This is a genomic window from Paraburkholderia sp. BL9I2N2 (genome assembly GCF_004339745.1).
GTDB lineage: Bacteria > Pseudomonadota > Gammaproteobacteria > Burkholderiales > Burkholderiaceae > Paraburkholderia.
The window spans coordinates 490277-512652 of record NZ_SMGP01000004.1 but is presented as its reverse complement, the minus strand read 5'-3'; the positions used below and the strand labels follow the sequence as shown (position 1 = coordinate 512652).

At 65.0% G+C, this 22376-nt stretch carries 20 protein-coding genes; 12 read left to right on the top strand and 8 right to left on the bottom strand.

Annotated elements, in window-relative coordinates:
* Nucleotides 1-69 precede the first annotated feature (69 nt).
* On the top strand, nt 70-933 hold the full coding sequence (locus B0G74_RS38590; protein ID WP_132382154.1) for a polysaccharide deacetylase family protein: 864 nt from the start codon (nt 70-72) through the stop codon (nt 931-933).
* Between the two features lie 94 nt (nt 934-1027).
* Here the strand turns inward: B0G74_RS38590 and B0G74_RS38585 are convergent, their stop codons facing one another.
* Both B0G74_RS38585 and B0G74_RS38580 read right to left on the bottom strand, forming a co-directional pair.
* Nucleotides 1028-2440: a DUF2252 domain-containing protein gene (locus tag B0G74_RS38585; RefSeq protein WP_132382152.1), complete on the bottom strand. Its 1413-nt coding sequence runs from the start codon at nt 2438-2440 to the stop codon at nt 1028-1030.
* Nucleotides 2441-2529: 89 nt separating this feature from the next.
* On the bottom strand, nt 2530-3543 hold the full coding sequence (locus tag B0G74_RS38580; protein ID WP_132382150.1) for a hypothetical protein: 1014 nt from the start codon (nt 3541-3543) through the stop codon (nt 2530-2532).
* Between the two features lie 424 nt (nt 3544-3967).
* Between B0G74_RS38580 and motA the strand changes: the two genes are divergently transcribed.
* The 4 genes from motA to B0G74_RS38560 all read left to right on the top strand — a co-directional run bounded on the left by motA (nt 3968) and on the right by B0G74_RS38560 (nt 7092).
* The gene (gene motA / locus B0G74_RS38575) at nt 3968-4837 is read left to right on the top strand and encodes a flagellar motor stator protein MotA (protein ID WP_132382148.1); all 870 of its coding nucleotides are present in this window, start codon (nt 3968-3970) and stop codon (nt 4835-4837) included.
* Between the two features lie 14 nt (nt 4838-4851).
* Nucleotides 4852-5841 (top strand): flagellar motor protein MotB, encoded by a 990-nt coding sequence (motB, locus tag B0G74_RS38570; protein WP_132382146.1) that lies wholly within the window; start codon nt 4852-4854, stop codon nt 5839-5841.
* A gap of 110 nt (nt 5842-5951) precedes the next feature.
* A complete protein-coding gene (locus B0G74_RS38565; RefSeq protein WP_132382144.1) occupies nt 5952-6635 on the top strand; it encodes a Pr6Pr family membrane protein in 684 nt (227 codons plus the stop codon).
* A 169-nt stretch (nt 6636-6804) separates the two neighbouring features.
* Nucleotides 6805-7092 carry a CsbD family protein gene (locus tag B0G74_RS38560; RefSeq protein WP_132382142.1) on the top strand — a complete coding sequence of 96 codons (288 nt, stop codon included), beginning with the start codon at nt 6805-6807 and terminating at the stop codon, nt 7090-7092.
* Between the two features lie 88 nt (nt 7093-7180).
* Here the strand turns inward: B0G74_RS38560 and B0G74_RS38555 are convergent, their stop codons facing one another.
* The 3 genes from B0G74_RS38555 to B0G74_RS38545 all read right to left on the bottom strand — a co-directional run bounded on the left by B0G74_RS38555 (nt 7181) and on the right by B0G74_RS38545 (nt 10469).
* A complete protein-coding gene (locus B0G74_RS38555) occupies nt 7181-7993 on the bottom strand; it encodes an exodeoxyribonuclease III (protein ID WP_132382140.1) in 813 nt (270 codons plus the stop codon).
* A 33-nt stretch (nt 7994-8026) separates the two neighbouring features.
* Nucleotides 8027-8245, bottom strand: coding sequence for a hypothetical protein (locus B0G74_RS38550; RefSeq protein ID WP_132382138.1), 219 nt, complete (start codon nt 8243-8245; stop codon nt 8027-8029).
* A gap of 142 nt (nt 8246-8387) precedes the next feature.
* On the bottom strand, nt 8388-10469 hold the full coding sequence (locus tag B0G74_RS38545; protein WP_132383262.1) for a D-(-)-3-hydroxybutyrate oligomer hydrolase: 2082 nt from the start codon (nt 10467-10469) through the stop codon (nt 8388-8390).
* Between the two features lie 188 nt (nt 10470-10657).
* On the opposite strand from B0G74_RS38545, the gene B0G74_RS38540 reads away from it, so the two are divergent.
* The 7 genes from B0G74_RS38540 to B0G74_RS46040 all read left to right on the top strand — a co-directional run bounded on the left by B0G74_RS38540 (nt 10658) and on the right by B0G74_RS46040 (nt 18323).
* Nucleotides 10658-11383 carry a 2Fe-2S iron-sulfur cluster-binding protein gene (locus tag B0G74_RS38540; RefSeq protein ID WP_132382136.1) on the top strand — a complete coding sequence of 242 codons (726 nt, stop codon included), beginning with the start codon at nt 10658-10660 and terminating at the stop codon, nt 11381-11383.
* Between the two features lie 12 nt (nt 11384-11395).
* Nucleotides 11396-12397, top strand: a complete 1002-nt coding sequence (locus B0G74_RS38535; RefSeq protein ID WP_132382134.1) for a xanthine dehydrogenase family protein subunit M — start codon at nt 11396-11398, stop codon at nt 12395-12397.
* Nucleotides 12394-14616 (top strand): xanthine dehydrogenase family protein molybdopterin-binding subunit, encoded by a 2223-nt coding sequence (locus tag B0G74_RS38530; protein WP_132382132.1) that lies wholly within the window; start codon nt 12394-12396, stop codon nt 14614-14616. The genes B0G74_RS38535 and B0G74_RS38530 overlap by 4 nt, the downstream gene beginning before the upstream one ends.
* 291 nt (nt 14617-14907) lie before the next feature.
* Nucleotides 14908-15495 (top strand): nucleotidyltransferase family protein, encoded by a 588-nt coding sequence (locus B0G74_RS38525; protein WP_132382130.1) that lies wholly within the window; start codon nt 14908-14910, stop codon nt 15493-15495.
* A 141-nt stretch (nt 15496-15636) separates the two neighbouring features.
* Entirely contained in the window at nt 15637-17112 is a 1476-nt protein-coding gene (locus B0G74_RS38520) for a UdgX family uracil-DNA binding protein (protein WP_132382128.1), read from the top strand.
* Between the two features lie 253 nt (nt 17113-17365).
* The gene (locus B0G74_RS38515) at nt 17366-18070 is read left to right on the top strand and encodes a PIG-L family deacetylase (protein WP_132382126.1); all 705 of its coding nucleotides are present in this window, start codon (nt 17366-17368) and stop codon (nt 18068-18070) included.
* A gap of 112 nt (nt 18071-18182) precedes the next feature.
* Nucleotides 18183-18323, top strand: a complete 141-nt coding sequence (locus B0G74_RS46040; protein ID WP_165924003.1) for a hypothetical protein — start codon at nt 18183-18185, stop codon at nt 18321-18323.
* Nucleotides 18324-18356: 33 nt separating this feature from the next.
* Here B0G74_RS46040 and B0G74_RS38510 read toward each other — a convergent pair whose 3' ends face one another.
* From B0G74_RS38510 to aepX, 3 genes are read right to left on the bottom strand one after another with little or no spacing between them, the layout of a single operon-like run.
* Nucleotides 18357-19424 (bottom strand): 2-aminoethylphosphonate aminotransferase, encoded by a 1068-nt coding sequence (locus B0G74_RS38510; protein ID WP_132382124.1) that lies wholly within the window; start codon nt 19422-19424, stop codon nt 18357-18359.
* Nucleotides 19425-19439: 15 nt separating this feature from the next.
* Nucleotides 19440-20603 carry a phosphonopyruvate decarboxylase gene (gene aepY / locus B0G74_RS38505; protein ID WP_132382122.1) on the bottom strand — a complete coding sequence of 388 codons (1164 nt, stop codon included), beginning with the start codon at nt 20601-20603 and terminating at the stop codon, nt 19440-19442.
* A complete protein-coding gene (gene aepX, locus B0G74_RS38500; protein ID WP_132382120.1) occupies nt 20600-22333 on the bottom strand; it encodes a phosphoenolpyruvate mutase in 1734 nt (577 codons plus the stop codon). The genes aepY and aepX overlap by 4 nt, the downstream gene beginning before the upstream one ends.
* Between the last annotated feature and the right edge of the window lie 43 nt (nt 22334-22376).

Genomic DNA, 22376 nt, shown 5'->3' with positions numbered 1-22376 from the left:
CTGTTGCGCGCCGCGTGCGCGATTCAAGGCCTTCCCAGGAAGGAGGAAGGAAGACAGGAAGCACGCTTTATGAAAGAACTCCCCACGCCGCCGCATGGCGTCCACGACGTGCCGCCACGCCGCTGGCCGCAAACCGGCTATCCCGCGATGCTCACCACCACCGCCGCATGGCACGTATTCGTGCTGGCAGGATGGCTGGTCGCGCCCGCCGCGTGGCCCTGGTGGCTCGCCGCGATCTTTGTGAATCACGCCATTTTCACGGTGGCCGGTCTGTTGCCGCGCACCTCGCTGCTCGGTCCGAACTGGACCCGCCTGCCCGCGTCCGCGCGCAACGCCGACGCGATCGCGCTGACCATCGACGACGGTCCCGATCCGCTCGTCACGCCGCAAGTGCTCGATCTGCTCGACGCCTTCGGCGTGCGCGCCACGTTCTTCTGCATCGGCGCGAAGGCGCAGCGTTATCCGGAACTCGCACGCGAGATCGTCGCGCGCGGCCATGCGCTCGAAAACCATTCGCAGGTTCACGTCCACACGTTTTCCGTGACGTTACCAGCCGCCCTCACGCGCGAGATCGACGCCGCGCAACGCACGCTCGAAGCCCTAAGCGGCGAACGGCCGATGTTCTTCCGCGCGCCGGCGGGGCTGCGCAACATCTTTCTCGAACCGGTCTTGCGCAAGCTCGATCTGCGGCTCGCGGCGTGGACACGGCGCGGCTACGACACGCGCGAGCGCGATCCCGGGTTGGTGACGCGGCGGTTGCTCGACGGCCTCGCGCCGCGCGATATTCTGCTACTCCACGACGGCAACGCCGCGCTCACGATCGAGGGCACGCCGTTGATCCTCGCGGTGCTGCCGCGTGTGATCGACGCCGCTCGGCAACGGCGCTTGCGTTTCGTGACGTTGCGCGAGGCGCGCGTAGACAGCAGAGACTGAGGCGCGCACACGCGCACGCGCGTAGGCCGCTCAGTCCATGCGCGTTGCACGGCTCGCATGCGGTCCAACGCGGAGAGCCGCGCCAACACCGCCGCTACACGCGGAAATCCGCCGCCATGTCCTCGTCCGTGCGCGCCTCGAGTTGTCCGCTGCGGCACGCCTTCAGGAACACGTCGTAATCGCGCTCCACCTGATCCGCGTAGGTCGCGGCGTAGCCGGTGAGCGCTTCCGCGAACTGGTCGCCACGGCCGATATACGCGCTGACTTCGATCGCCTGCCCGCTCGCCTTGGCATGCGCGCGCGCCATGATCCAGCCACATAGCCGCGCATAGCCTTCCAGCAGGTCGATGTCGAACAACTCGATGTTCGCCGAGAGCTTCATGTCGCGCAGCTGGCGGAAATAGAATTGCCGCCCGAGCGGCCCCGTCGCCCAGCCGAGAAAGACGTCGCTCGCGGCCTGCAGCATGCGCTGTCCTTGCACGACGCGTTCACCTTCGTGCTTGATGACCGGCGATTTGTAGAACTGCGCGATCACCGAAGGCCGCGCCTCCTTCAGCTGCAGGAACAGCGGCTTGCCCATGTGATCGACCAACAGCAGCACCATGCAGCGCGTGCCGACGCTGCCCACGCCCACCACCTTGAACACCAGATCCTGCACGGTGAAATGACTGAGCAGTTCGCGCCGGTCATGCGACATCGTCTTCAGATACTCGCCCCACATGCGTTCGAGCAACTTGCGCCAGTTCGCGCCTCGGAACGCTTCGGTCTCTTCCGCGGTGAACAGGGTGTTGGTGCCCAGCATATGAAACAGCGCCGGTGGCGCATCGCGGATCGTCCAGTGGTCGCCGTCGTGCTCGGCCATTTTCTCGAGCAGGCTTTCGTGCGTCCGGCTCGCAGCTTTTTCCATGCCGCGCCTTACGGTGCGGCGGCGTTCCGGTGTCAACGCCGTTTCCGCCATACGGTCGAAGGTGATCCGGTCGTACCAGAGTTCGAGCGCGCCGCATTGCGCGTACTGCGCCATGCGGTCGCGGTATTCGGTGACCGCCGTCATCACCAGGTTTTCAGCGGCGCCCCGGCTCAGGCGCATGTGACGCGCCGCGACGACGAAGCTTGCGGTCAGCCGTTTCAGGTCCCACTCGAATGGCCCGATCGACACCTCGTCGAAGTCGTTCAGATCGAAGACGAGTTGCCGCTCGGGCGTGGCGAAGCCGCCGAAATTCATCAAGTGGCCGTCGCCGCAGATCGGCATGGTCAGGCCGGAGTCGCGCACCTGGCTGAGATCGTGCGCCTGCAGGATTGCGGTGCCGCGAAAAAACGTGAAAGGCGAGGCGGCCATGCGCCCATAGCGCAGCGGCACGAGGTTCTGCACCCGGCCCTCGCTGCTTTGCTTGAGCAACTCGATCGGGTTGCGATGCAACTCGCCTACCGCCTTATGGCTCGACCGTTTCGAATGCTCGCGGGCGGCGCGGCCCCGGGCCTCCCGTTCGGCGATGGTGCTGGCTTTCATGCTCTTCTCCGTTTTTCCGGGTCTTGATTAGCGGCTCGAGAGACTGCTTCTGCTGGCACGACAACATCCTGCGTGGGTCGAGTAAGCCTTCACCAACGGTAGCCCACGCCACCGAATATCACATCCGAATCACGATCATAACGGGTCATGACGCGGTTCCATGCGAGCCGCGCATCCCAGTGCTCGGTGATGCGATACGAGCCCGCAATGGTGATGAGGCCGGAGAACGTCCCGGCGCCCGGACCGGGCGTCTCGCTATGTTCGTTCTCGTCGATCGCATAGTAGGCGCCGAAGCCGACCGCCAACGAAACCTTGTCGTTGAGGAACGCGCGTGTGGCCCACAACTGGCTCGTTAGCCCGTCGCGGCGCGCCACCTTGGTACTGCCTTCGTGAAGATAGCCGACCGTCACGTCGAGATATTTCGCGAGGCCGCGCCGGTACTCGATCGCGCCGCCCACTGCGTTCGGTGAGCTGGGCGAATTGACGATGGTTTTGCCGAGATACACCGCCACTTCGTTATTGGTGACCTTGTGCGTGCTGCCGATCGCCCAGTCGCGCGGACCGGGCGAGCCAGGCGCGTCGAGCTGATAGCCGACGCCGAACATCACGCCGGTCGAATCCGGTCCACGCTGAACGTGCACGCGATTCAACTGGAACTGCGTGATCCACCGGTTCGACGCGTAATACGCGGCGCGCACGCTGTACACCACGCCCCAGCCGTGGGTGTTGGAATAACTGCCGCCCTGCTCGGCGGTGGTCGTATCGAAGTAGCGGTATGGGCCGACGCCCGCTTGCACGACGAACTGCGGGCTGCCCACGGGAAGGCGCGCCCACAACTGGATCATCTGCCCGTCGCGATGATGATCGGGAATGTGCCCTTCGTTGAGCCACGTGAAGCTCGCGGCGAAATATTGCCCCAGGCCTTCCTGATAGTTGAAGGCCCACGTATAGGTGTTGATACTGCTCGCGCGCGAGCCGCCGCCGAATAGCGAAAACTCCTGAGCGTGACTGAGAGTGGAAATGAACAGCAGGCCGAGACCCGTCATGCAGGCGGCCGCCTTGCGAATCAGCCAATATCGAGCAGCAGATGTCAGATTCCGCATGCGGCATTCTTCTCCGGGTGAGTCGCTAGCGCTGCCGGTGTTCGTGGTCGACGGGGGCACTGTGGCGAGGTGTCCCCGGGGAATGGCCGTCGATACAAACTGTTCGTCATGCTAGCAGACCGATCGGTAAAAAGGTTACGTATCCGTTTTGCGTCAGCGGCAGATTGACACGGGGGTTTTACCGGACTAGGCGAATACAAGTTGCAATTGCAACGATCGCAATGAGCGGACAAATTTACCGGCACCCACTCAATAAACTAACCGATTGGTGAAATTTTTAGTGTTTCACCCAGCCGAGCACTTCAGCAACAACGAATCCAGCCGTTTACCCATACATGCAAAAATTTTATGACGCACAAGAAAAGGCCTTGAAATAGGACCTGCTCTGATCGGCCGTGCGTCGCGCAAGATAATCGGAGAGAGTATGTTTGTCGCAATCGGCTGGGTTGTAGTGATCGGTTCTGTGATCGGGAGTTTTGTCGGCGTGGGTGGGCACCTGCCGGCGCTCGTTCAGCCGTTCGAATTACTCTGTATTTTCGGTGCGGCAATCGGCGCATTTGTCGTGAGCAATCCGACTTCCACGCTGAAGAAAACCATCAAGGCGATTCCGTCATGTTTTAAAGGCGGCGGCTACACCAAGGAAAAATATCTGGAGCTGATCGCGCTGCTTTATGAACTGCTTCAGAAGGCGCGCAAGGAAGGCATGATGTCGCTCGAAACGGACGTCACCGCGCCGGAGGAAAGCGTGATTTTCCAGAAGTATTCACACGTGCTGGAGGACCAACATCTGCTCGATTTCATCGTCGACTATCTGCGCATGATGTCCGGCGGCAATGTGAACGTGCTCGAAGTGCAGGACTTGATGGACGAGGAGCTGGCCACGCATCACGCGGAAGCGTCGGTCGCGGCCAACGCCATTCAGAAAATGGCCGACGGCTTGCCCGCCTTCGGGATCGTCGCGGCGGTCATGGGCGTCGTTCATACCATGGGTTCGGTCGGCGCGCCGCCCGCCGTCCTTGGAGAAATGATCGCCGGCGCGCTGGTCGGCACGTTCCTCGGCATTCTGCTCGCGTATGGCTTTATCGGCCCCGTGGCCGATCTGCTCAACGCGAAGGGCCGCGCTGAGGCCAAGCCGTACCAGTGCGTGAAGGCCGTGCTGCTCGCGTCGCTGTCCGGCTACGCGCCGCCGATCGCCGTCGAGTTCGGCCGCAAGGTGCTGTTCACCGCCGACCGTCCGAGCTTCCAGGAACTCGACGACGCCGTGCGCGCCACCAAGATGCCGAAGTCGGCCTGACGCGGAGCGGCATGATGAGCGAAAGAAGATCGCGCGCCTCGCAGGAGGAACAGGCGCCGGCGCCGGTGATCGTGCGCCGTTCGAGAAAGGGCGACGACCACGGCGGGCATCACGGCGGCGCATGGAAGATCGCCTACGCCGACTTCGTCACCGCGATGATGGCGTTCTTCCTGCTGATGTGGCTGCTCGGCTCCACGTCGAAGTACGACAAGCAGGGTATCGAGGACTATTTCAACACGCCCCTGTCGAGCCTGCTCGGCGGCAACGAAGGCACCGCCGCAGCGCGTCCGAGCGTGGTGCAAGGCGGCGGCCGCGACATCTCCGATACACGGCCCGGCGACGGCAAGAAGAGCCAGACCCAGCCCGCTCCGCCCGCCACCGCCGCGCCGACCGTGGCGCCGTCCGATGCGGCGCGTCTCGAACAACTGAAGGCGAAGCTCACTACGTTGATCGAGCAAAGCCCCGCATTGAAGGCGTTCAAGGATCAGATCCGCATTTCGATCACGAACGAAGGGCTGCGTATCGAGATCGTCGATTCGCAGAACCGGCCGATGTTCCCTTCCGGCAGTTCGAAGCTGCAGCCCTACGCGGTGACGATCCTCACGCAGATCGGCGCCGCGCTCAACGACGTCGACAACCGCATTTCGATTGCCGGCCATACGGATGCGGTGCCGTACACGGCGGGCCCGGAAGGCTATTCGAACTGGGAGCTGTCGTCCGAACGCGCCAACGCCGCGCGCCGCTCGCTGGTCGCCGGCGGCATGCACGGCGAAAAGCTGCTGCAGGTGCGCGGGCTAGCGGACGTCTTGCCGCTGAACAGCCATGTCGCCGACGAGCCGACCAATCGTCGCATCAGCATCCTGGTGCTGAACAAAGCCGCGGAACTGGCGTTTTTCCACGACGGCGGACGCACCGCAATCGACGAAGCCACTCCGGCGAGTTCGACCATTCCCGCCGTGGTCGGGCGCTTGCAGGCGGTGACCGGTTCGCGTAGCACGCCGTAGTATTTTTACGGGCCTCCGCCTGATCGATTCAGCGCGTGCGCTCGATAGCGCACACTGCAGAGCCATAGCACACACTGCAAAGCCCATGCAGTGTGTATAGAATCGAACGCATGCGCCCTGCCCTTTCCGAGCAACGGGAGCCCGAGCTTCCGCTGCATACGCCTAGTGTTCCGTCGGTGACGTTGGCGGCGATCATCGCCGTCATTGCGTGGATCTCCATCGTCGCGCAAGCCGAGGTCACGATCGATCGCACGCTCGCCCGCGGGCTGACCGTGCTCGACGGCTTCGCCCGCATGAGCAGTTACCTCACCAATCTGACGGTGCTCGCCTGCGCGATCTGCTTTACCTGCGTGGCGTTGCGTGGCCACCGGTCGACGCCCGCGCGATTTTTCCGGCAACCTACCGTCGTCACCGCCGTGGTGGTGTACATGGCGTTTGTCGGGGTCGCCTACAACCTGCTGTTGCGAGGTTACTGGACGCCTACGGCATTCCGGCTGCTGCTCAACGAATCGCTCCACAGTGTGTTGCCTATGCTCGCCGCGCTTTACTGGGTGCTGTTCGTGCCGCGTTTTCACCTGAAGCTGCGGCATTGTCTGTTGTGGCTGGTGTATCCATTGACCTATCTCGGCGTGACCTTCTGGCGCGGAAGGTTGTCGGATTTCTACCCCTATCCGTTCATCAATGTCGAGCGACTCGGGTTTACGCACGCCGTGGTGAATTCGGCACTGCTGTTCGGCGGCTTCCTTATGCTGATGGCCGTATTCGTGGGGATCAATTCCCGGCGGCGGCACTGACGCTCCAGTCCGGCGCCACCGGTTTTGCTTTTTCCGTCGGGCGCGCTTCTTGCGCCCTGTCTGGTGGACGTAAGCCGCGCTTCTCGGCGCGGCCTGCGCGACACCCTGGTGTGGCCGCGTTGCGATCGCAATGGCTCACACGTAAATATGACAATGGGAGCAAAAACGTATGGACACCAATTCGGCAGCTAACTCAGCGGAAGGCGCAGTGAAGGAAGTCGCGGGCAAGGTTCAGGGCGCGGTCGGCGACGTATTGGGCGATACCGGCACGCAATTGGCCGGCAAGGCGAAGGAACTCAGCGGCAAAGCCCAGCAACTAGCCGCGAGCACCACGAGCCTCGTGCGTGAAACCACGGCGGAAAGCCCCTTCACCGCGATCGCGGTGGTCGCGCTCGCCGGCTTCGTGGCCGGTGCGCTGTGGGCACACGGTGCCGCGGGACGCGACTATCGCCGTTGATTTTCGACGCGGTTGATCGCCGGGCGATCCGCGATGAGCGATCGCCCGTTTCGCGCTTATGCGCCCGCTATACGCCGCTTTTACACTCCTATGCGCCGCTTTTCTTGCGGCGCCCCGCACTCATCTCCAGTTCGACCCACGTGGGCGCGTGATCGCTCGCGTGCGGCTCGCCCCGCACCCAGCGGTCGACGCCCGCATCGCGCACGCGCGGCGCGAGGTCGGCGCTCAGCAGCAGATGGTCGATGCGCAAGCCGGAGTTGGTATCCCAATGCCGGCGGAAATAGTCCCAGAACGTATAGACCCGTTCGTCGCCGAAATGCGTTCGCAGCGCGTCGGTCCAGCCTTGCGCGAGCAGCCGCTGGTAACGCTCGCGGGTCTCGGGTTGCAGCAGCGCGTCCTTTAGCCAGGAGCGCGGGTTATAGATGTCTTCGTCGGTGGGCACCACGTTGAAGTCGCCCGCCAGCACGACCGGATGGGCGCTCTTGTACAGTTTCGCCGCGTGCTCGATGAAATGATCGAACCACGCCAGCTTGTAGTCGAACTTGGGGCCCGGTTGCGGATTGCCGTTCGGCAGATAGAGGCACGCCACCAGCACGCCGCCGACTGCCGCTTCGAGGTAGCGGCTATGCGTGTCGTCCTCGAAACCGGGCAGGCCGCGGCGGCTCTCCAGCGGCGCTTCGCCTTTCGACAGAATCGCCACGCCGTTCCAGGCGCTCTGCCCTTGCCAGATCGCGCTATAGCCGGCGTCGCGCAGTTGCTCGACAGGAAACGCGCTATCCACCGCCTTGAGTTCCTGCAAACAGACGATGTCGGGCGCCTCGCGTTCGAGCCATTGCAGCAGCGCCGGCAGGCGCGAGCGGATACCGTTGATGTTGAAAGTCGCGATTCGAAGCCTGGCCACGGCATGTTCTCCCTGCACTCGCTGCAATGCACCCTATTGCGCTGCCGCGTCGCACCACTCGATCGCCCAGGACCTCGCGCATGAAATGGCATCGGCCTGGCTGGGAAAGGCGTCGATGTCGCCGGAATCGTGCGCCTGCACGTGCTCTTTTTTCCGCGGTACGCGAGTGATCTTCGCTCTCGCATAGTAGAGGCCGTCGTCTGCGTGGCGGGCGCGGCAATCGATATGGAAATGCCTGTAGTCGAACTGCATTCGCTCTCCTTTGAACGCGCTTCACTTCGTCTGCTATAGCATCGTTTATTCCCGATCAGCCATGCTCACCGACGGCGCTTCGCGCACGCCGGCTCGCGTGCGTGAAGCGCAGCCGCGAGCCGGTGCTTCCGTTGTGCGCGACTCAGTTCGGCACGTTCACCGCGCCGTTGCTCACAGTGATCGCATTGACGCCCGGATTCGCCGCGATCGCGGGCAGATTGGCCGTGGTCAGCGCGGGCGCGGCGCCGGGCGCGCCGCCACGCGGTATCGTGTGAATCACCTGCGACGGCGGCAGCGGCGTACCGCTCTTCAAATGACTCCACATCAGATTGAGCGCCTGAAGGTTGTAGTAATGCAGCGGCAGGAAGCGCGAATCGAAACCCGCCACGCCGAGGAACGCGTCGAAATGCTGGGCGTTCGTCACTTCATAGAACGATAGCTTGCTCGCGCCGCCTTCGCTCAGTTGATTCAGGCCGAGATACGGCCGCGACGCGTGATTGATCGGCACCAGCGTATCCGCGCGGCCCTGCACGATGATGGTGGGTTTGCCATGCAGATTCGCATTTACGCGAATGGCCTCGACGCTGTTGGTCAGCGTACCGTTCGTCCACAGCGTACGCAGACAGGAAGCACCCTGGTAACTGGCGTCGGCGGTCGCCAGCCGGTGGTCCGCCGCGCCCCCGACCGAGTTGAAGACGAGGTTGATGCCGTTGGTCGGCGGCACTCCGTTGCCATTGCCGAACACCGTGGGCATCGGCGACACGGCCGGCGTCACACCGGCGGTTCCCGTCGAACTCGTCGTGCCGAAGCTGAAGTCGCAGAGGTTGGCGGTGACGCTCGCTTTCGCGTACGCATCCGCATAGGTCACGGCGACGGCCGGCACCGCTTGCGAGTCCCACATCGGCGCTTGCAGCAGATCGGAGTCGGTCTGATAGCCGTTCTGATGCAGAAGCGCGAGCGCGTTGGTCGCCTGGGTCGTCAAGTTCCCACCCGCGATCACGCCGGCGGCTGCCAGCGACGCGCATCTCGCGGTGCGAATCGCCGTGGTCGTGGCGACCGGCAATGTCGTCAGATACGGCGCGCCTGCCGCGGCGGGCGCGAGCGCCGCACACGGTTGCAGCATGTTGGCAAGCGTCATGTAGTCGGCGAGCGGCTTGCCGAATGCTCCGACCGGCACGCCGCCCTGAGCCACCGACACCTGGGCGGGCAAGCGCAAATTGATCTGCGGTTCGCCCACGACGACCGCGGTGATCCAACCGGACGTATCCTGTTCCGCCGCCGCGAGCGATGCGCCGCCGCCGTTGCTCACCGAGGCCGCGATAGTCGTGATGCTGCCGCTTGCATAACGCACCGTGCGGGTCGAACCGTTCAGCGTGCCGAAAGAATCGTTGAGGGCCCAGTACGCGAACTGGATCGCCTCCAACGTATCCTTGCCCCAATCCTGCTCCGGATTCTGCTGCGAGTGCGCGTGCTTGAACGCATAGCGATTCGGAAACTTGCTGTTGTAAGTCGCGAGATCGGTGTTGCCCAGGTTGGCCGTGAAGAAACTGTTCTTGCCTGCAGCGGTGGCATCCTGCAACGTGCCGTCGATCAGCGTGACCAGGTTGGAAGACAGTTCATGCGCGCCATTGCCGCTGCCTTTATCGGTGTACGCCACCGCGCAACCGCGCTTGAGGCCCCACTCGCCGGCTGCGGAAATCGCGCCGTACACGCCACGCGAACCAGATGACGTTGCCGTGACAATGCACGGCTGATCCGCATTGAAGCTCGCCGGTATCTGCACCAGCATGGTGACGTTCTGTGTGCCGCTGCCGTCGTCGGCGTAGGCGAGGTACTCCTTGCCGGCGATCTTGCCTTCGCCGAGCGTGTCGTTGCCGTTGAGGTCGACGTTTGGCCCCCAGAAGCGTCCATAGCCGCCGGTCGCCGTCATGTCGACGAGCGCGCGATAGTTCGACCAGATGGCGAGGCGCCGGAGTTCGGCGGCCGTAGGTTGCGCAGCGTTGGCAATGGCCGGCGCCGTGGCCGACCCGAGGCCGGTTTTGCCGAGGCCCGCGGTAAGCAGGTCGTCGGTGTTGCCGTCGTAGGCCTGGGTTCTCACCGAGGAAGCGGTAATGAAACCCGGCAGCGTGTTGGCTGGCGGCGGCGGCGAATCACTGTCACCGCCGCCGTGGCAGGCGGTCAGCACGATCGCCACGGCCATCACGATCGCCAGGGTTCGCACCATCGGCACCGGTCGTTGCGCAGGCTGGACTCTGAAAATGGACTTCACGTTTTTTGTCTCCGATATTTGCTAATACCGTTGTGAATGCAACGGCACCGAATTTGCTGCCCGCTGTCCAAGGGATCGCGACGCTTCGGATACCGACGCATCGCTAGCCTGCATTGACCTTTCAATGGAGTCAATAGAACGTCATGTCCAAGCATAACGAAAGTCAGGATCCGGGCGACGTCTCAGCCGCCACCCCACCCAAACCTTCACGCCGCCGCTTTCTTCAATCGGCCGCCGCTGCCGCCACGGTCGGCGCGGCGCCGCATCTGCGCGCGCAGACTCAAACCCCAACCGCACCACCGGCTCAGGTTCAGCAAGCCGTGCCGCCGCGCCCGGTCACGCTGACTGTGAACGGCCGCGCGTACACGCTGCAGCTCGAGCCGCGCGTGACCTTGCTCGATGCGTTGCGGGAATACGCGGGCCTGATGGGCACGAAGAAAGGCTGCGACCGCGGACAGTGCGGCGCCTGCACGGTGCTCGCCGACGGCCGCCGCATCAACTCCTGTTTGACACTCGCCGTGATGCATGAAGGCGAGAGCATCACGACGGTTGAAGGGCTTGCCGCCAATGGCGCATTGAGTCCGATGCAGCGCGCATTCATTGAACACGATGCCTTTCAGTGCGGTTACTGTACGCCCGGGCAGTTGTGTTCCGCGACGGCCCTTCTGAATGAATTCCGCAACGGCACCGCCAGCACCGTCACGGCCGATGTGCGCAACCGTCCCGCCCAACTCTCCGACGATGAAATCCGCGAACGCATGAGCGGCAATATTTGCCGCTGCGGCGCCTACGCGAACATCGTGGCCGCCGTACGCGCGGTGCATGAAGGCGGCGGCCAGAACAGCGGCGGCAATAACCCCAACGTCTGACGGAGCGACAGCATGGATGCGATCTCTTATGAACGCGCCGGCGATGTCGCCGGCGCAGTGCGGGCGGCGCAGCAGCCGGGCGCGGTATTCATCGGCGGCGGCACCAATCTTCTCGATCTGATGAAGGGCGGCGTAGCGCGGCCGATGCGGCTGATCGATATCACGCACATCCGCGGACTCGATACGGTCACGACGCTGCCTGACGGCGGCATCCGGCTCGGCGCGCTGGTGCGCAATAGCGATGGCGCCAATCACGCGCTGGTGTGCGAGCAATACCCGTTGCTCTCGCAAGCATTTCTGGCGGGCGCATCGTCGCAACTGCGCAATATGGCGACGGTCGGCGGCAATCTGCTGCAACGCACGCGTTGCGGCTACTTCTACGACACCGCCTTCACTCAGTGCAACAAGCGCATGCCGGGCAGCGGCTGCGCGGCGCTCGGCGGCCACAATCGCACGCATGCGATTCTCGGCGCGAGTCCGCAGTGCATCGCCGTGAATCCATCGGATATGAGCGTGGCGCTTGCCGCGCTCGATGCGGTAGTGCGCGTGAGCGGCCCCGCAGGCGAACGGACTATCGCGTTCGCCGATTTCCACCGGCTGCCTGGTGACCGGCCCGATGTCGATACCACCTTGCAGCCGGGCGAACTGATCACCGCCGTCGATCTTCCGCCGCCGCTCTTCAGCGCGAACTCCCACTATCTGAAAGTGCGTGACCGCGCCAGTTACGCATTCGCGCTGGTCTCGGTTGCCGCCGCGTTGCAGATGGATGGCGATCGCGTGAAGACCGCGCGTATCGCATTGGGCGGCGTCGCGCACAAACCGTGGCGCGCAAGCGGCGCGGAACAGATGCTCAACGGCCAGCCGCTCACGCAAGCGACGCTCGCCAACGCCGCCGCGGCGGCTTTACGTGAAGCGCGGCCGCAACACGACAATCGTTTCAAGGTGCAGCTCGCGCAGCGCGCGATCGTGCGCGCAGTGAACCAGGCCGCCGGCCGCGCGGGAGGTGTCGCATGAATCTGATCGGTCAACCCATCGACCGCACCGACGGTCTGCTCAAAGTCACCGGCGAAGCGCGCTATGCCGCCGAATTTCCTGAAGCACGTCTCGCGCATGCGGTGCTCGTCACCAGCACGATCGCGCGTGGGACCATCGCCTCGATCGATGCGAGCCGCTCGCAGTCACTGCCCGGCGTGCTGCTCGTGATGACATATCAGAACGCGCCGCGTCCGCCGAACGGTGGCAAGCCCACGTTGGCGCCGCCGGCCGGACGCCGCCTGTCGCTGCTGCAGGACAACCAGATTCACTACAGCAACGAGCCGGTTGCCGTGGTGGTCGCCGACACACTCGAACACGCTACCGACGCCGCGCGCCAGTTGCGCATCGCGTATCAGAGCAGCGTCGCGACCGTGGACTTCGCGCAAGCCAAGCCGAACGCGCACGCGCCGGACAAACCGCAAGGCCGCCAGACCGACACGCAACGCGGCAGCTTCGACGACGGCTTGCAAAGCGGCCCAGTGCGCGTGGACGCGACCTACACCACGCCGATCGAACATCACAACCCGATGGAGCCACACGCCACGATGGCGCACTGGGACGGTCCGCAACTCACGCTCTACGATTCGACGCAAGGCGTCAGCGGCGCGGCGCAGGCCATCGCGAAGACATTCGGCATGTCGCCCGGCGACGTGCGCGTGATTTCGCCGTTCGTGGGCGGCGGCTTCGGTTGCAAGGGCTCGTCGTGGTCGCATGTGTCGTTGTGCGCGATGGCGGCGAAGCAGACCGGGCGGCCCGTGCGGCTCGTGCTCGAACGGCCGCAGATGTTCGGGCCGGTCGGCGCGCGTCCGCGCACCGAGCAGCACTTCGTGCTCGCCGCGCGGCGCGACGGCACGCTGACCGCAATGCGCCACGACAGCATCTCGAACACTTCGGTGATCGAAGACTGGACCGAGACCTGCTGCATGGTCACGCGCATGCTGTACGCGGTGCCGAATCAGGTGACCACACACCGCATCGTGCCGCTCAATCTCGGCACGCCGACCTTCATGCGCGCGCCGGGTGAAACGACCGGTTCGTTCGCGCTCGAATCGGCCATGGACGAACTCGCGGCGGCCTTGAAGATGGACCCGCTCGCGCTGCGCATCAAGAATTACGCCGAGGCCGACCCGCAGGAAAACAAGCCGTGGTCGGGCAAGTCCTTGCGCGAGTGTTATCAGATCGGCGCCGAGAAATTCGGCTGGTCGCGGCGCACGCCCGCCCCTCGCTCGATGCGCAACGGCGGCACGCTGATCGGCATGGGCATGGCGACCGCGACCTATCCGGCCAATCGCAGCGAAGCCAGCGCCATCGCGCGGATTTTGCCGGATGGCACCGCGATGGTCGCCTCCGGCACCCAGGATCTCGGCACCGGCACCTACACCGTGATGACTCAGGTAGCCGCCGACGCGCTCGGCTTCGCGCCGGAAAACATTCGCTTCGCGCTCGGCGATTCGTCGCTGCCCAGAGCGCCGGGGTCGGGCGGCTCGCAATCGGCCGCGAGCGTGTCGCCGGCCGTGCGCGACGCGGCGAGCCAGGCGCGCAGCCAGTTGATCGCGCTGGCGCTCGCCGATCAGGCCTCGCCCGTGCACGGCATCGCGCTCGACGACATCACCGTGGAAAACGGCTGGGTGATGAGCCGCTCGCAACCGGGCAAGCGCGATCCGGCTGCGGCGATCATCGCGCGCTCGGGCGGCAAGCCGATCGAGGCGAGCGCGACCGTCAAGCCCGGCGACGAAAAGCAGAAGTACTCGCTTCACTCGTTCGGCGCGGTGTTCGCGGAGGTGCATGTCGATGCCGATCTCGGCACGATCCGCGTGGCGCGTGTGGTCGGCGTGTACGACGTGGGGCGCGTGCTCAACCAGAAGACGGCGCGCAGCCAGTTGATGGGCGGCATCGTGTGGGGCGTCGGGGCGGCGCTGCAGGAAGAGACCTCGCTCGATACGCGCTATGGCCGCTTCACCAATGCGAATCTCGCGGAGTATCACGTGCCGGTGAATGCCGATATCGGGTCGCTCGACATAAGCTTTATCGACCGGCCGGATCCGTATATCAACTCGCTCGGAGTACGCGGCATCGGCGAGATCGGCATTACGGGCGTGCCGGCGGCGATTGCGAACGCGGTGTATCACGCTACCGGCGTGCGCGTGCGCGATCTGCCCATCACGCTCGACAAGGTGATGCAGACGATGCAGGTTTGACGCACTCGCGTTCGCCAGTGCGTTTCATGGCGACGCGGTCGCGTTCGGGTTTGTGTTCGTTGGCGCGTGCGCTTAGCGCGGATGCGGTGGCCGACGCGCTCACGTCTATCTTCGCCATTGCTTTCAAGGCGGATCGGGCCCGTGCACGCATGGCGTTTCTGCTTCGCAGCGAGCGCGGCGTGGCCTTGGCAGTCCCGCGCCGTGAATCGACATTGGCGCTTGCCTGTGGCTGCGTTGCATCGCACAATCGATCTCATCCTTTCTTCTCATCCTTTCTACCGGTGCCCGCCCATGGCCTACGCCTCGCTCGCCACTGGCGTGTTGCTCGCCGCCGGCTTCGGTTCGCGCTTCGACCCGGACGGCCTGCACAATAAACTGCTCGCGTGCATGCCGGACGGCACACCGGTCGCGCATGAATCCGCGCATCGGCTGCTGCGGGTCGTGACGCGAGTGCTGGCCGTGGTGCGGCCGGGTTCGGACGCGCTCGCGCGGCTCCTGAACGATGCCGGTTGCGACGTGGTGTTCGCGCTGGACGCCGAACGCGGCATGGGCGCGAGTCTCGCCGCCGGCGTCGAAGCCAGTGAGAGCGCCGAGGGCTGGATCGTCGCGCTCGCGGACATGCCGCGCATCGCCACCAGCACGATCGAAGACGTGGCGCGCGCGCTGGACGGCGGCGCATCGCTGGTCGCGCCGTTTTACCAGGGGCAGCGTGGACATCCGGTCGGCTTCGGCGTCGAGCATCGCGACGCGCTGCTGGCGCTCGACGGCGATACCGGCGCCAGGTCCTTGCTCATGTCGCAGCACGTGACGCGGCTGGACGTCGACGATGCGGGCATCTTGCGCGATGTGGACACGCCGGAGGATTTGCGCAACGTGTAGTCGTTGCGTGACCCTGGCCTGGCAGTCGTGACGTGACACGCTTGATCCGGACTGGTGTTCAGGCGCATACTGTACATCCATACAGTGTTTTTGTCCGCATGGGTTGGCGCGTTACGTTGCGCATGGCCGCGGCGCGTCCGCATGAAACGCATTTCAATCGAACCGTCTTTTGCCGACTGGCGCCGCGCGGCGCGGGAACTGCTGCGGCAAGGCGTCGAGCCGGAGCGGATCGAGTGGGTTGAATTCGATTCGTGTGAGTCGGTCGGCTCGGGCACCGGCAGCGCAAACACACAAGACAACTCCGCCGCCCCGGTCGTCGCCACGCCCGCCATTCCTCGCGAACTGCTCGCCTGGCTGAAAACGGCGGCCTGCTTTTGCGCGCCGGACCGCTGGTCCCTGCTCTACCGCATCCTGTGGCGTTGGACGCACGGCGAGCGCCACGTCCTCGATCCGCAGGACGCCGACGGCGCGCTGCTCGATCAGCGCATCCAGTCGGTCGAGCACGAAACCAATGATCTGGTGACACTCACCCTGTTCAGGCGGCGCGATCCGTCCATGGGAGCGCCTGAATTCGTCGGCTGGTACGAGCCGCATCATGATCTGCTGGCGCAGGCCGCCGAGCGCTTTGCCGAGCGCATGGGCGATTCCACCTGGATGCTGGCGACGCCGCAAGGCGCGGTTTTCTGGAACGGCATGTTGCTGCGAATCAGCCGGCTGGCAGCGGATGACGGCGAGACCTCTTGCCCCGAGCACCAGCAGCAGAATCCGCTAACCACCGAGGCGTTACCACCCGGCGCCATGGCCGGCGAAGCCACGACCAGCGAACCCACCGAGGCGCTCTGGCTCGCGTATTACGCCAGCGCCTTCAATGGAGCGCCGGCGCCCGTGCCGCTGCGTTACTGGAGAACGCCGCCTGTGGGTCCGCCGCTGCCCGCACAGCTTGCGCGCGAGCGTAGCCGTCTCGGCGCGCAGAGTGGCACCGTCACCGTTCCGGAGATGCCGCCGCTCGAATATTCGGCGGTGACGCCACCGCTGCGCGAGCCCACCGGCCCGCTGGCTACCTGCCGGCGCTGCGCGTTGTGGCGCAACGCGAAGCAGGCCGTCGCGGGCGCCGGTCCGGCTCAGGCGGCGCTCATGGTGGTCGGCGAACAACCCGGCGAGCACGAAAACCAGCACGGCGCGCCCTTCACCGGGCCCGCCGGTCAACTGCTCGATACGGTGCTCGCGCGCGCCGGCCTCGACCGCGCGGCGCTCTATCTGACTTATGCCGTCAAGCATTACAAGTGGGAAACGCTGGAGCAGCAGCGCGTCCACCGCACGCCCGCGCGGCGCGAGGTCGAAGCTTGCCAGTACTGGCTGGAACACGAACTCACGCAAATCGCGCCGCGCGTGGTCGTCACGCTCGGCGCGACGGCGCTGAAGGCGTTGACGGGCGCGCACGTCAATCTGTCCGAATATCTGGGGCAGACCATCGACCACGGTGGGCGGCTGATCGTGCCGACGTGGCATCCGTCGTATGCGCTGAAAATGGTGGACGGCCGGCTGCGCGAGGATATCGTCGCGGGCATGGTGGCGGCGTTCAGCCGCGCGGCGGGGTTGACGGCGGAAGGAGCGTAGTTTTTTGTCTCGAATGGTGAGCCAATTCAGGAAGCCTCCGTCCCACCAGGGTGAGCCTCTACGGGAACCCTCGACCCGATCAGCACGGCCATCACGATCAGGCACGCGGATTGCGCACCACAAACCCGCCGCGCAAGCCGCGACGATTCCGCCTAAGCTGATGTGACGCCGCATTTTTCCAAGCACCGGCGCGACGCTCGAGCCTCGAACGGCCTCGCCAACGGCCCGCGCGTTGCGAACCATCACACGTCCCATGAGCGAAACCAGCCCACGCCTTTTCATTGTCTCGCCCCATTTCGACGACGCCGTCTTCAGTTGCGGCGCATTGCTCGCCGCCCATCCCGACGCCGCGGTCTGCACGGTCTTCGCCGCCCCACCCGAGCAGCCAATGCATACCGAATGGGATGAAAAGTCGGGCTTCACGGACGCCCATCAGGCCATCCACGAACGCACGCTGGAAGACAACCGCGCACTCGAAGTACTCGACGCGATTCCGCTGCGCATGCCGTTTCGCGACAGCCAGTATCTGGACTCGCCCTCCATCAGCAAAATGGCGGCGGCGCTCGAGGAAACTATCTACCGCAGCACCGCCAACACGTTGCTGATGCCGCTCGGCCTGTATCACGACGATCACGTGCGAGTCTTCGAAGCCTGCTGTGAAATCCTGCCACGCCTGTCACATCTGACCTGGTTCGGTTACGAGGAAGCGATTCACCGGCGCACGCCCGGCGTGGTGCAGGCGCGGCTCGCCGATCTCGCGCAGCGCGGCATCGTCGCAACGCCGGCCAGTCCGAGCGCCGGCCACACGATCGATGCGCAGCGCCGCGCGCAACTCAAACGCGAGGCGGTCAACGCTTACCAAAGCCAGTTGCGCGCGTTCGGCGCGGGCAATTACGACGACATCTTCGCGACTGAGCGTTACTGGCAGCTCAGCGTGGGTCGTCGGGTGAAAAAGTAGGAGACGCGGCGCGCCGGAAAGGCCTACGCTTGAAGAGCACGGCCGGCGCGAGTTCGACGCCGTCGCCGCACCGGCCTCTTCTCCACCCAAAGGTGCTGCCATGAGCTACGACATGCATACCAGTCCGATTCCCGACCCCAACGCCGATCCGAATCGCGACCCGGAAGCCGATCCGCTAGTACCGCCGTCGCCCGGCCATCACACCGAGGAGCCGCAGCGGCCCGATGGGCCGCCGGACAAAGACCCGGTGTGACCGCGTTGCGCGGCCAGCCACCGGACGCGCGAATCAGCGCATCAGTTCGGTAAAGCCCTGCAACAGGCGGTCGATGTCGGCGGCGTGAATGTTGCCCATCGTCGAAATGCGGAACAGTTCGGCCGACAGACCGCCTTGCCCCGCGTAGATGACAAAGCCGCGCGCCTTCAGCGCGTCGTGCAGTTGCGGATACGCAATGCCTGCCGGCAAGCGGTACGCGCGCAGCACCACCGACGACTCTTCCGGCGGCAGCACGCTGCCGATACCGCGCTCGGCAAGACCCGCCCGCGCCTGTTCAGCCAGCGCCGCGTAGCGCGCGTGACGCGCGCGCCAGCCGCCTTCGTCGGCGAGTTCGCGCAGCGCTTCGACCAGTGCGTAGTACGCATGCACCGACGGCGTGAACGGCGTGTTGCGCTGATCCTGCAATTTCGCGAGACGGCCGAGATCGAGGTAGTACGTGCGGCTCGCCGCCTGCGCGAGCGCCGCGCGGCGCACCAGCACGAACGACGCGCCCGGCACGCCATGCAGACATTTGTTCGCCGTGGCGGCCACCGCGTCGAGACTGGTGTCGGCGAAATCGATCGTTTCCGCGCCGAAGCTGCTCACGCCGTCCACCAGCAGACGCAGCCCCCGTGCGCGGCACAGCGCGCCGAGCGCGGCCAGATCGTTCAGGCGGCCCGTGGTGGTTTCGTGATGGATCACGGCGACGTGCGTGAAGGCCTTATCCGCGTCGAGGCGTTCGGCGATCTTCGCGAGATCGGGCGCCTGCATCCAGTCGTGCTTCAGCGATTCATGCGCGATGCCGTATTGCGTGGCGATCTGCGAAATACGCTCGCCGTACACGCCGTTTTCCACCACGAGCAGCTTGCCGTTTTGCGGCACCAGCGCGGCGGTCATGCTTTCGACGGCCGCCGTGCCGGAGCCGGTCATCAGCACCGCTTGCCATTCGCTCGCGTCGAGACCGTACAGATCGACGAGGCGCGTGCGCGCCTCTTCCTGCAAATCGAAAAATTCGCTTTCGCGGTGGCACAGATCCGTCTGCAACAGGCTATTGCGAACGCGTTCGGTGAGCGTCACCGGGCCGGGATTGAGCAGCAGCATGAGCGCTCCTTGACTTTAAGCGGCGCCGATGTGGCGCATCAGACGCGTCTTCACATCGGGCGGAGTGATGGTGGGACGCGGCAGCCCGTCGGGCGTGCCGCGGCGAATGATGAGACGCGCGAAGCGCGGGCCGTCGAGCGGCGCCGCTTCGAACAGGGCGTCGATCACGTTCGCGTCGTCGCTTTCGACCGCCGACGCGTAACCGCACGCCGCGGCCACGCCCGCAAACGAAACCTGCGACGACACCGTCGCCTGACCGCCGGTGGAATCGTGCGCGCCGTTGTCGAGCAGCACGTGCGTGAGATTCGACGGACCGTACGCGCCGATGGTGGCGAACGCGCCCATGCGCATCAACGCGGCGCCGTCGCCGTCGAGCGCGACCACGTGCAGGTCGGGACGCGCGAGCGCAAGGCCCAGCGCGAACGGCGTCACGCAACCCATCGAGCCGACCATGTACAACTGGTTCGGCCGGTCGTCGATTGCGTAGAGTTCGCGCCCGCAAAAGCCGGTCGAGGCGAGCACCACCGTCGAGTCGAGCGGCGTGTGCGCGATCACCTTGTTCAGCGCGTCGTGACGCGAAGCCAGTTCGCTCGCCGCCACGTTCGTGAACTGCGATTGCGGCGTGACGGGTGCGCGGCGCTCGGTCGCGCCGCTGTCCTTCAACTCGTACGGCGCCACACTGCCCTTCTGCATGACGAGCGCGTACGGGCGGTCGGTTTCATCCATATGCGCGATGGCGCGATCGAGAGCCGGGCCAATCGCGTCGGCTTCGGTCGGGAAGGTTTCCCAGGGGATCTCCATCGTCTCCAGCATCGCGGGTGTGACGGGGCCCATCAGCGCGTGCTGCGGTTCGTCGGCGACGCCGGGCTGGCCGCGCCACGTGACGATCAGCAATTGCGGCAGACGGAAGGTCCACGTGAGCGAGGTCAACGGGCTCACGGCATTGCCGAGCCCGGAGTTCTGCATCATGGTGATGCCACGCCGGCCGTTTTGCGCGCCGAGCGTGACGCCCGCGATCAACGCGACGGCGTCGCCTTCATTGGCCGCCGACACGTAATGCAGCGACTCGTCCTGCAACACGTAGTTGATGAACGGCGTCAGATACGAGCACGGCACGCCCGCATACCAGTCGAAGCCGCGCTCGCGCGCCGCCTCGACGAACTGTGCTGCCTCGATCATTGCGCGGCTCCGCTCGCTGCGTCCGCCGCGCCTTTGCCCGCACGGCCGACCGCGGCCGCGAACGGCGCTTGTGCATGCGCGAAGTCGCCCGCACGGCGGAAGTCCTCGAGGTCGTTCACGCCGCGCCAGTGGCCGTGCACGTATTGCACTTCGATCGACTCGCCTGCTTCGATCAGCGCGTTCAGCAACGCGGGCATGTCGAGCGACGCGAAATCCGGGCGCGCCTGCAATTGGCTCATGGCCGCCTGCAAACGCTCACGGCCTTCACCGCGCACGTTCAGCAAACCGACCCAACGGCCATGCGGCGTTTGCGACGCGATGGCCGACGTGGCGTCCTGCCCGCTCGACACGTGACGCAGCACAACCTTGTTGCCGAACAAACCGCGGTCGTCGGCCGCCGAGCACCAGGCGAAATCGCGCACGCTGGCGTTTTCCGCGTCGGTCAGCGACGAATCGACTACCACGCTGAACGCCGCTTCGCTCTCCACGAGATCGCGCAGGATATAGCTGCGGAATAGCAGATCGCCGTACGAGACCACCGTGTCGCCGGCCAGCTTGTCGATCGCGCAGGCGAGCGACGCGAGTTCGCCGGTTTGCGCGTGCTGTTCGTTGACGACGAGCTTGATGCCGGCCGTGTCGATCGCATCGGCGCGATAACCACCGACCACGGTGATGTCGTTCACGCCCTGCTTCTTGAACGCATCGACGAGCCAGCGCAAGAGCGGCTTGCCGGCAATCGGCAGCATCACTTTCGGACGGTCTTCGGTGACGGCTTCGAGGCCCTTGCCGCGGCTCGCCGCGAGCACGACCGCGGAACCGGCCGCACGGCCGCTCGACAGATAGCGGTCTTCGGCTTCCGAGTATTCGTCGGCGTCCTGGAGGCGGAAGATTTCGTTGACCGCGGCAATGCTGTCTTCCACGTTGACGAGCGTTTCGCTCGCGTGGATTTCCTTGGCAACGGCCTGCATCGCCGAGGTCGCCGCGCGGATCAGATGGTTCGCCCAGATTACCGTGCTGATGCCGGCTTCGCGGAAGACTTCGGTTGGCGTGCTGTAGTACTTGGTCGGCACGATCACGAGCGGACCGCGGCCGGCCCATTCGCGCGCGAATTCGAGAATTTCGTCGGGACGCGAGAGCTTGCTGTGAATCAGGATCGCATCCGCGCCGGCCTGGCGATAGGCTTCCGCGCGACGCAGCGCCTCGTCCATGCCCCAGCCGGCGATCAACGCTTCAACGCGTGCGACGATCGAAAAATTCTCATCGGACTGCGAGTCTTTACCGGCTTTGATCTTGCCGCAGAACTCGTCCATATCGGCAAGCGGCTGCGCTTCGCCGTTGATGAAGCTGTTGGTCTTGGGGAATTGCTTGTCTTCGATACACACGCCGGCAATGCCGCGCTGTTCGAGTTTGCGCACGAGGCGGCGCACGTTGTTGAAGTTGCCGTAGCCAGTATCGCCGTCGAGCAGGATCGGCAGATCGCTGGCGTCGGCCATGAATTCGAGCGTGTCGACGACTTGCGTCCAGCTTGCTTCATTGTTGTCGCGTACGCCGTATTGCGCGGAGATCGCGAGGCCCGAGCCCCAGATCGCCTTGAAGCCGGCTTCGCGGACGATCCGCGCGGACAGGCCGTTATGGGCCTCCATCATGAATTCGAGTTCGTTGCTGACGAGCATCTGGCGCAGGCGCGCGCTGCGGGAAGCGGAGACGAAAGCGGGTTCGCGGGCGTTCATTTTATGTACTCCTGGTGGCGGGCTTATTGGTGCTCTTCTTTTG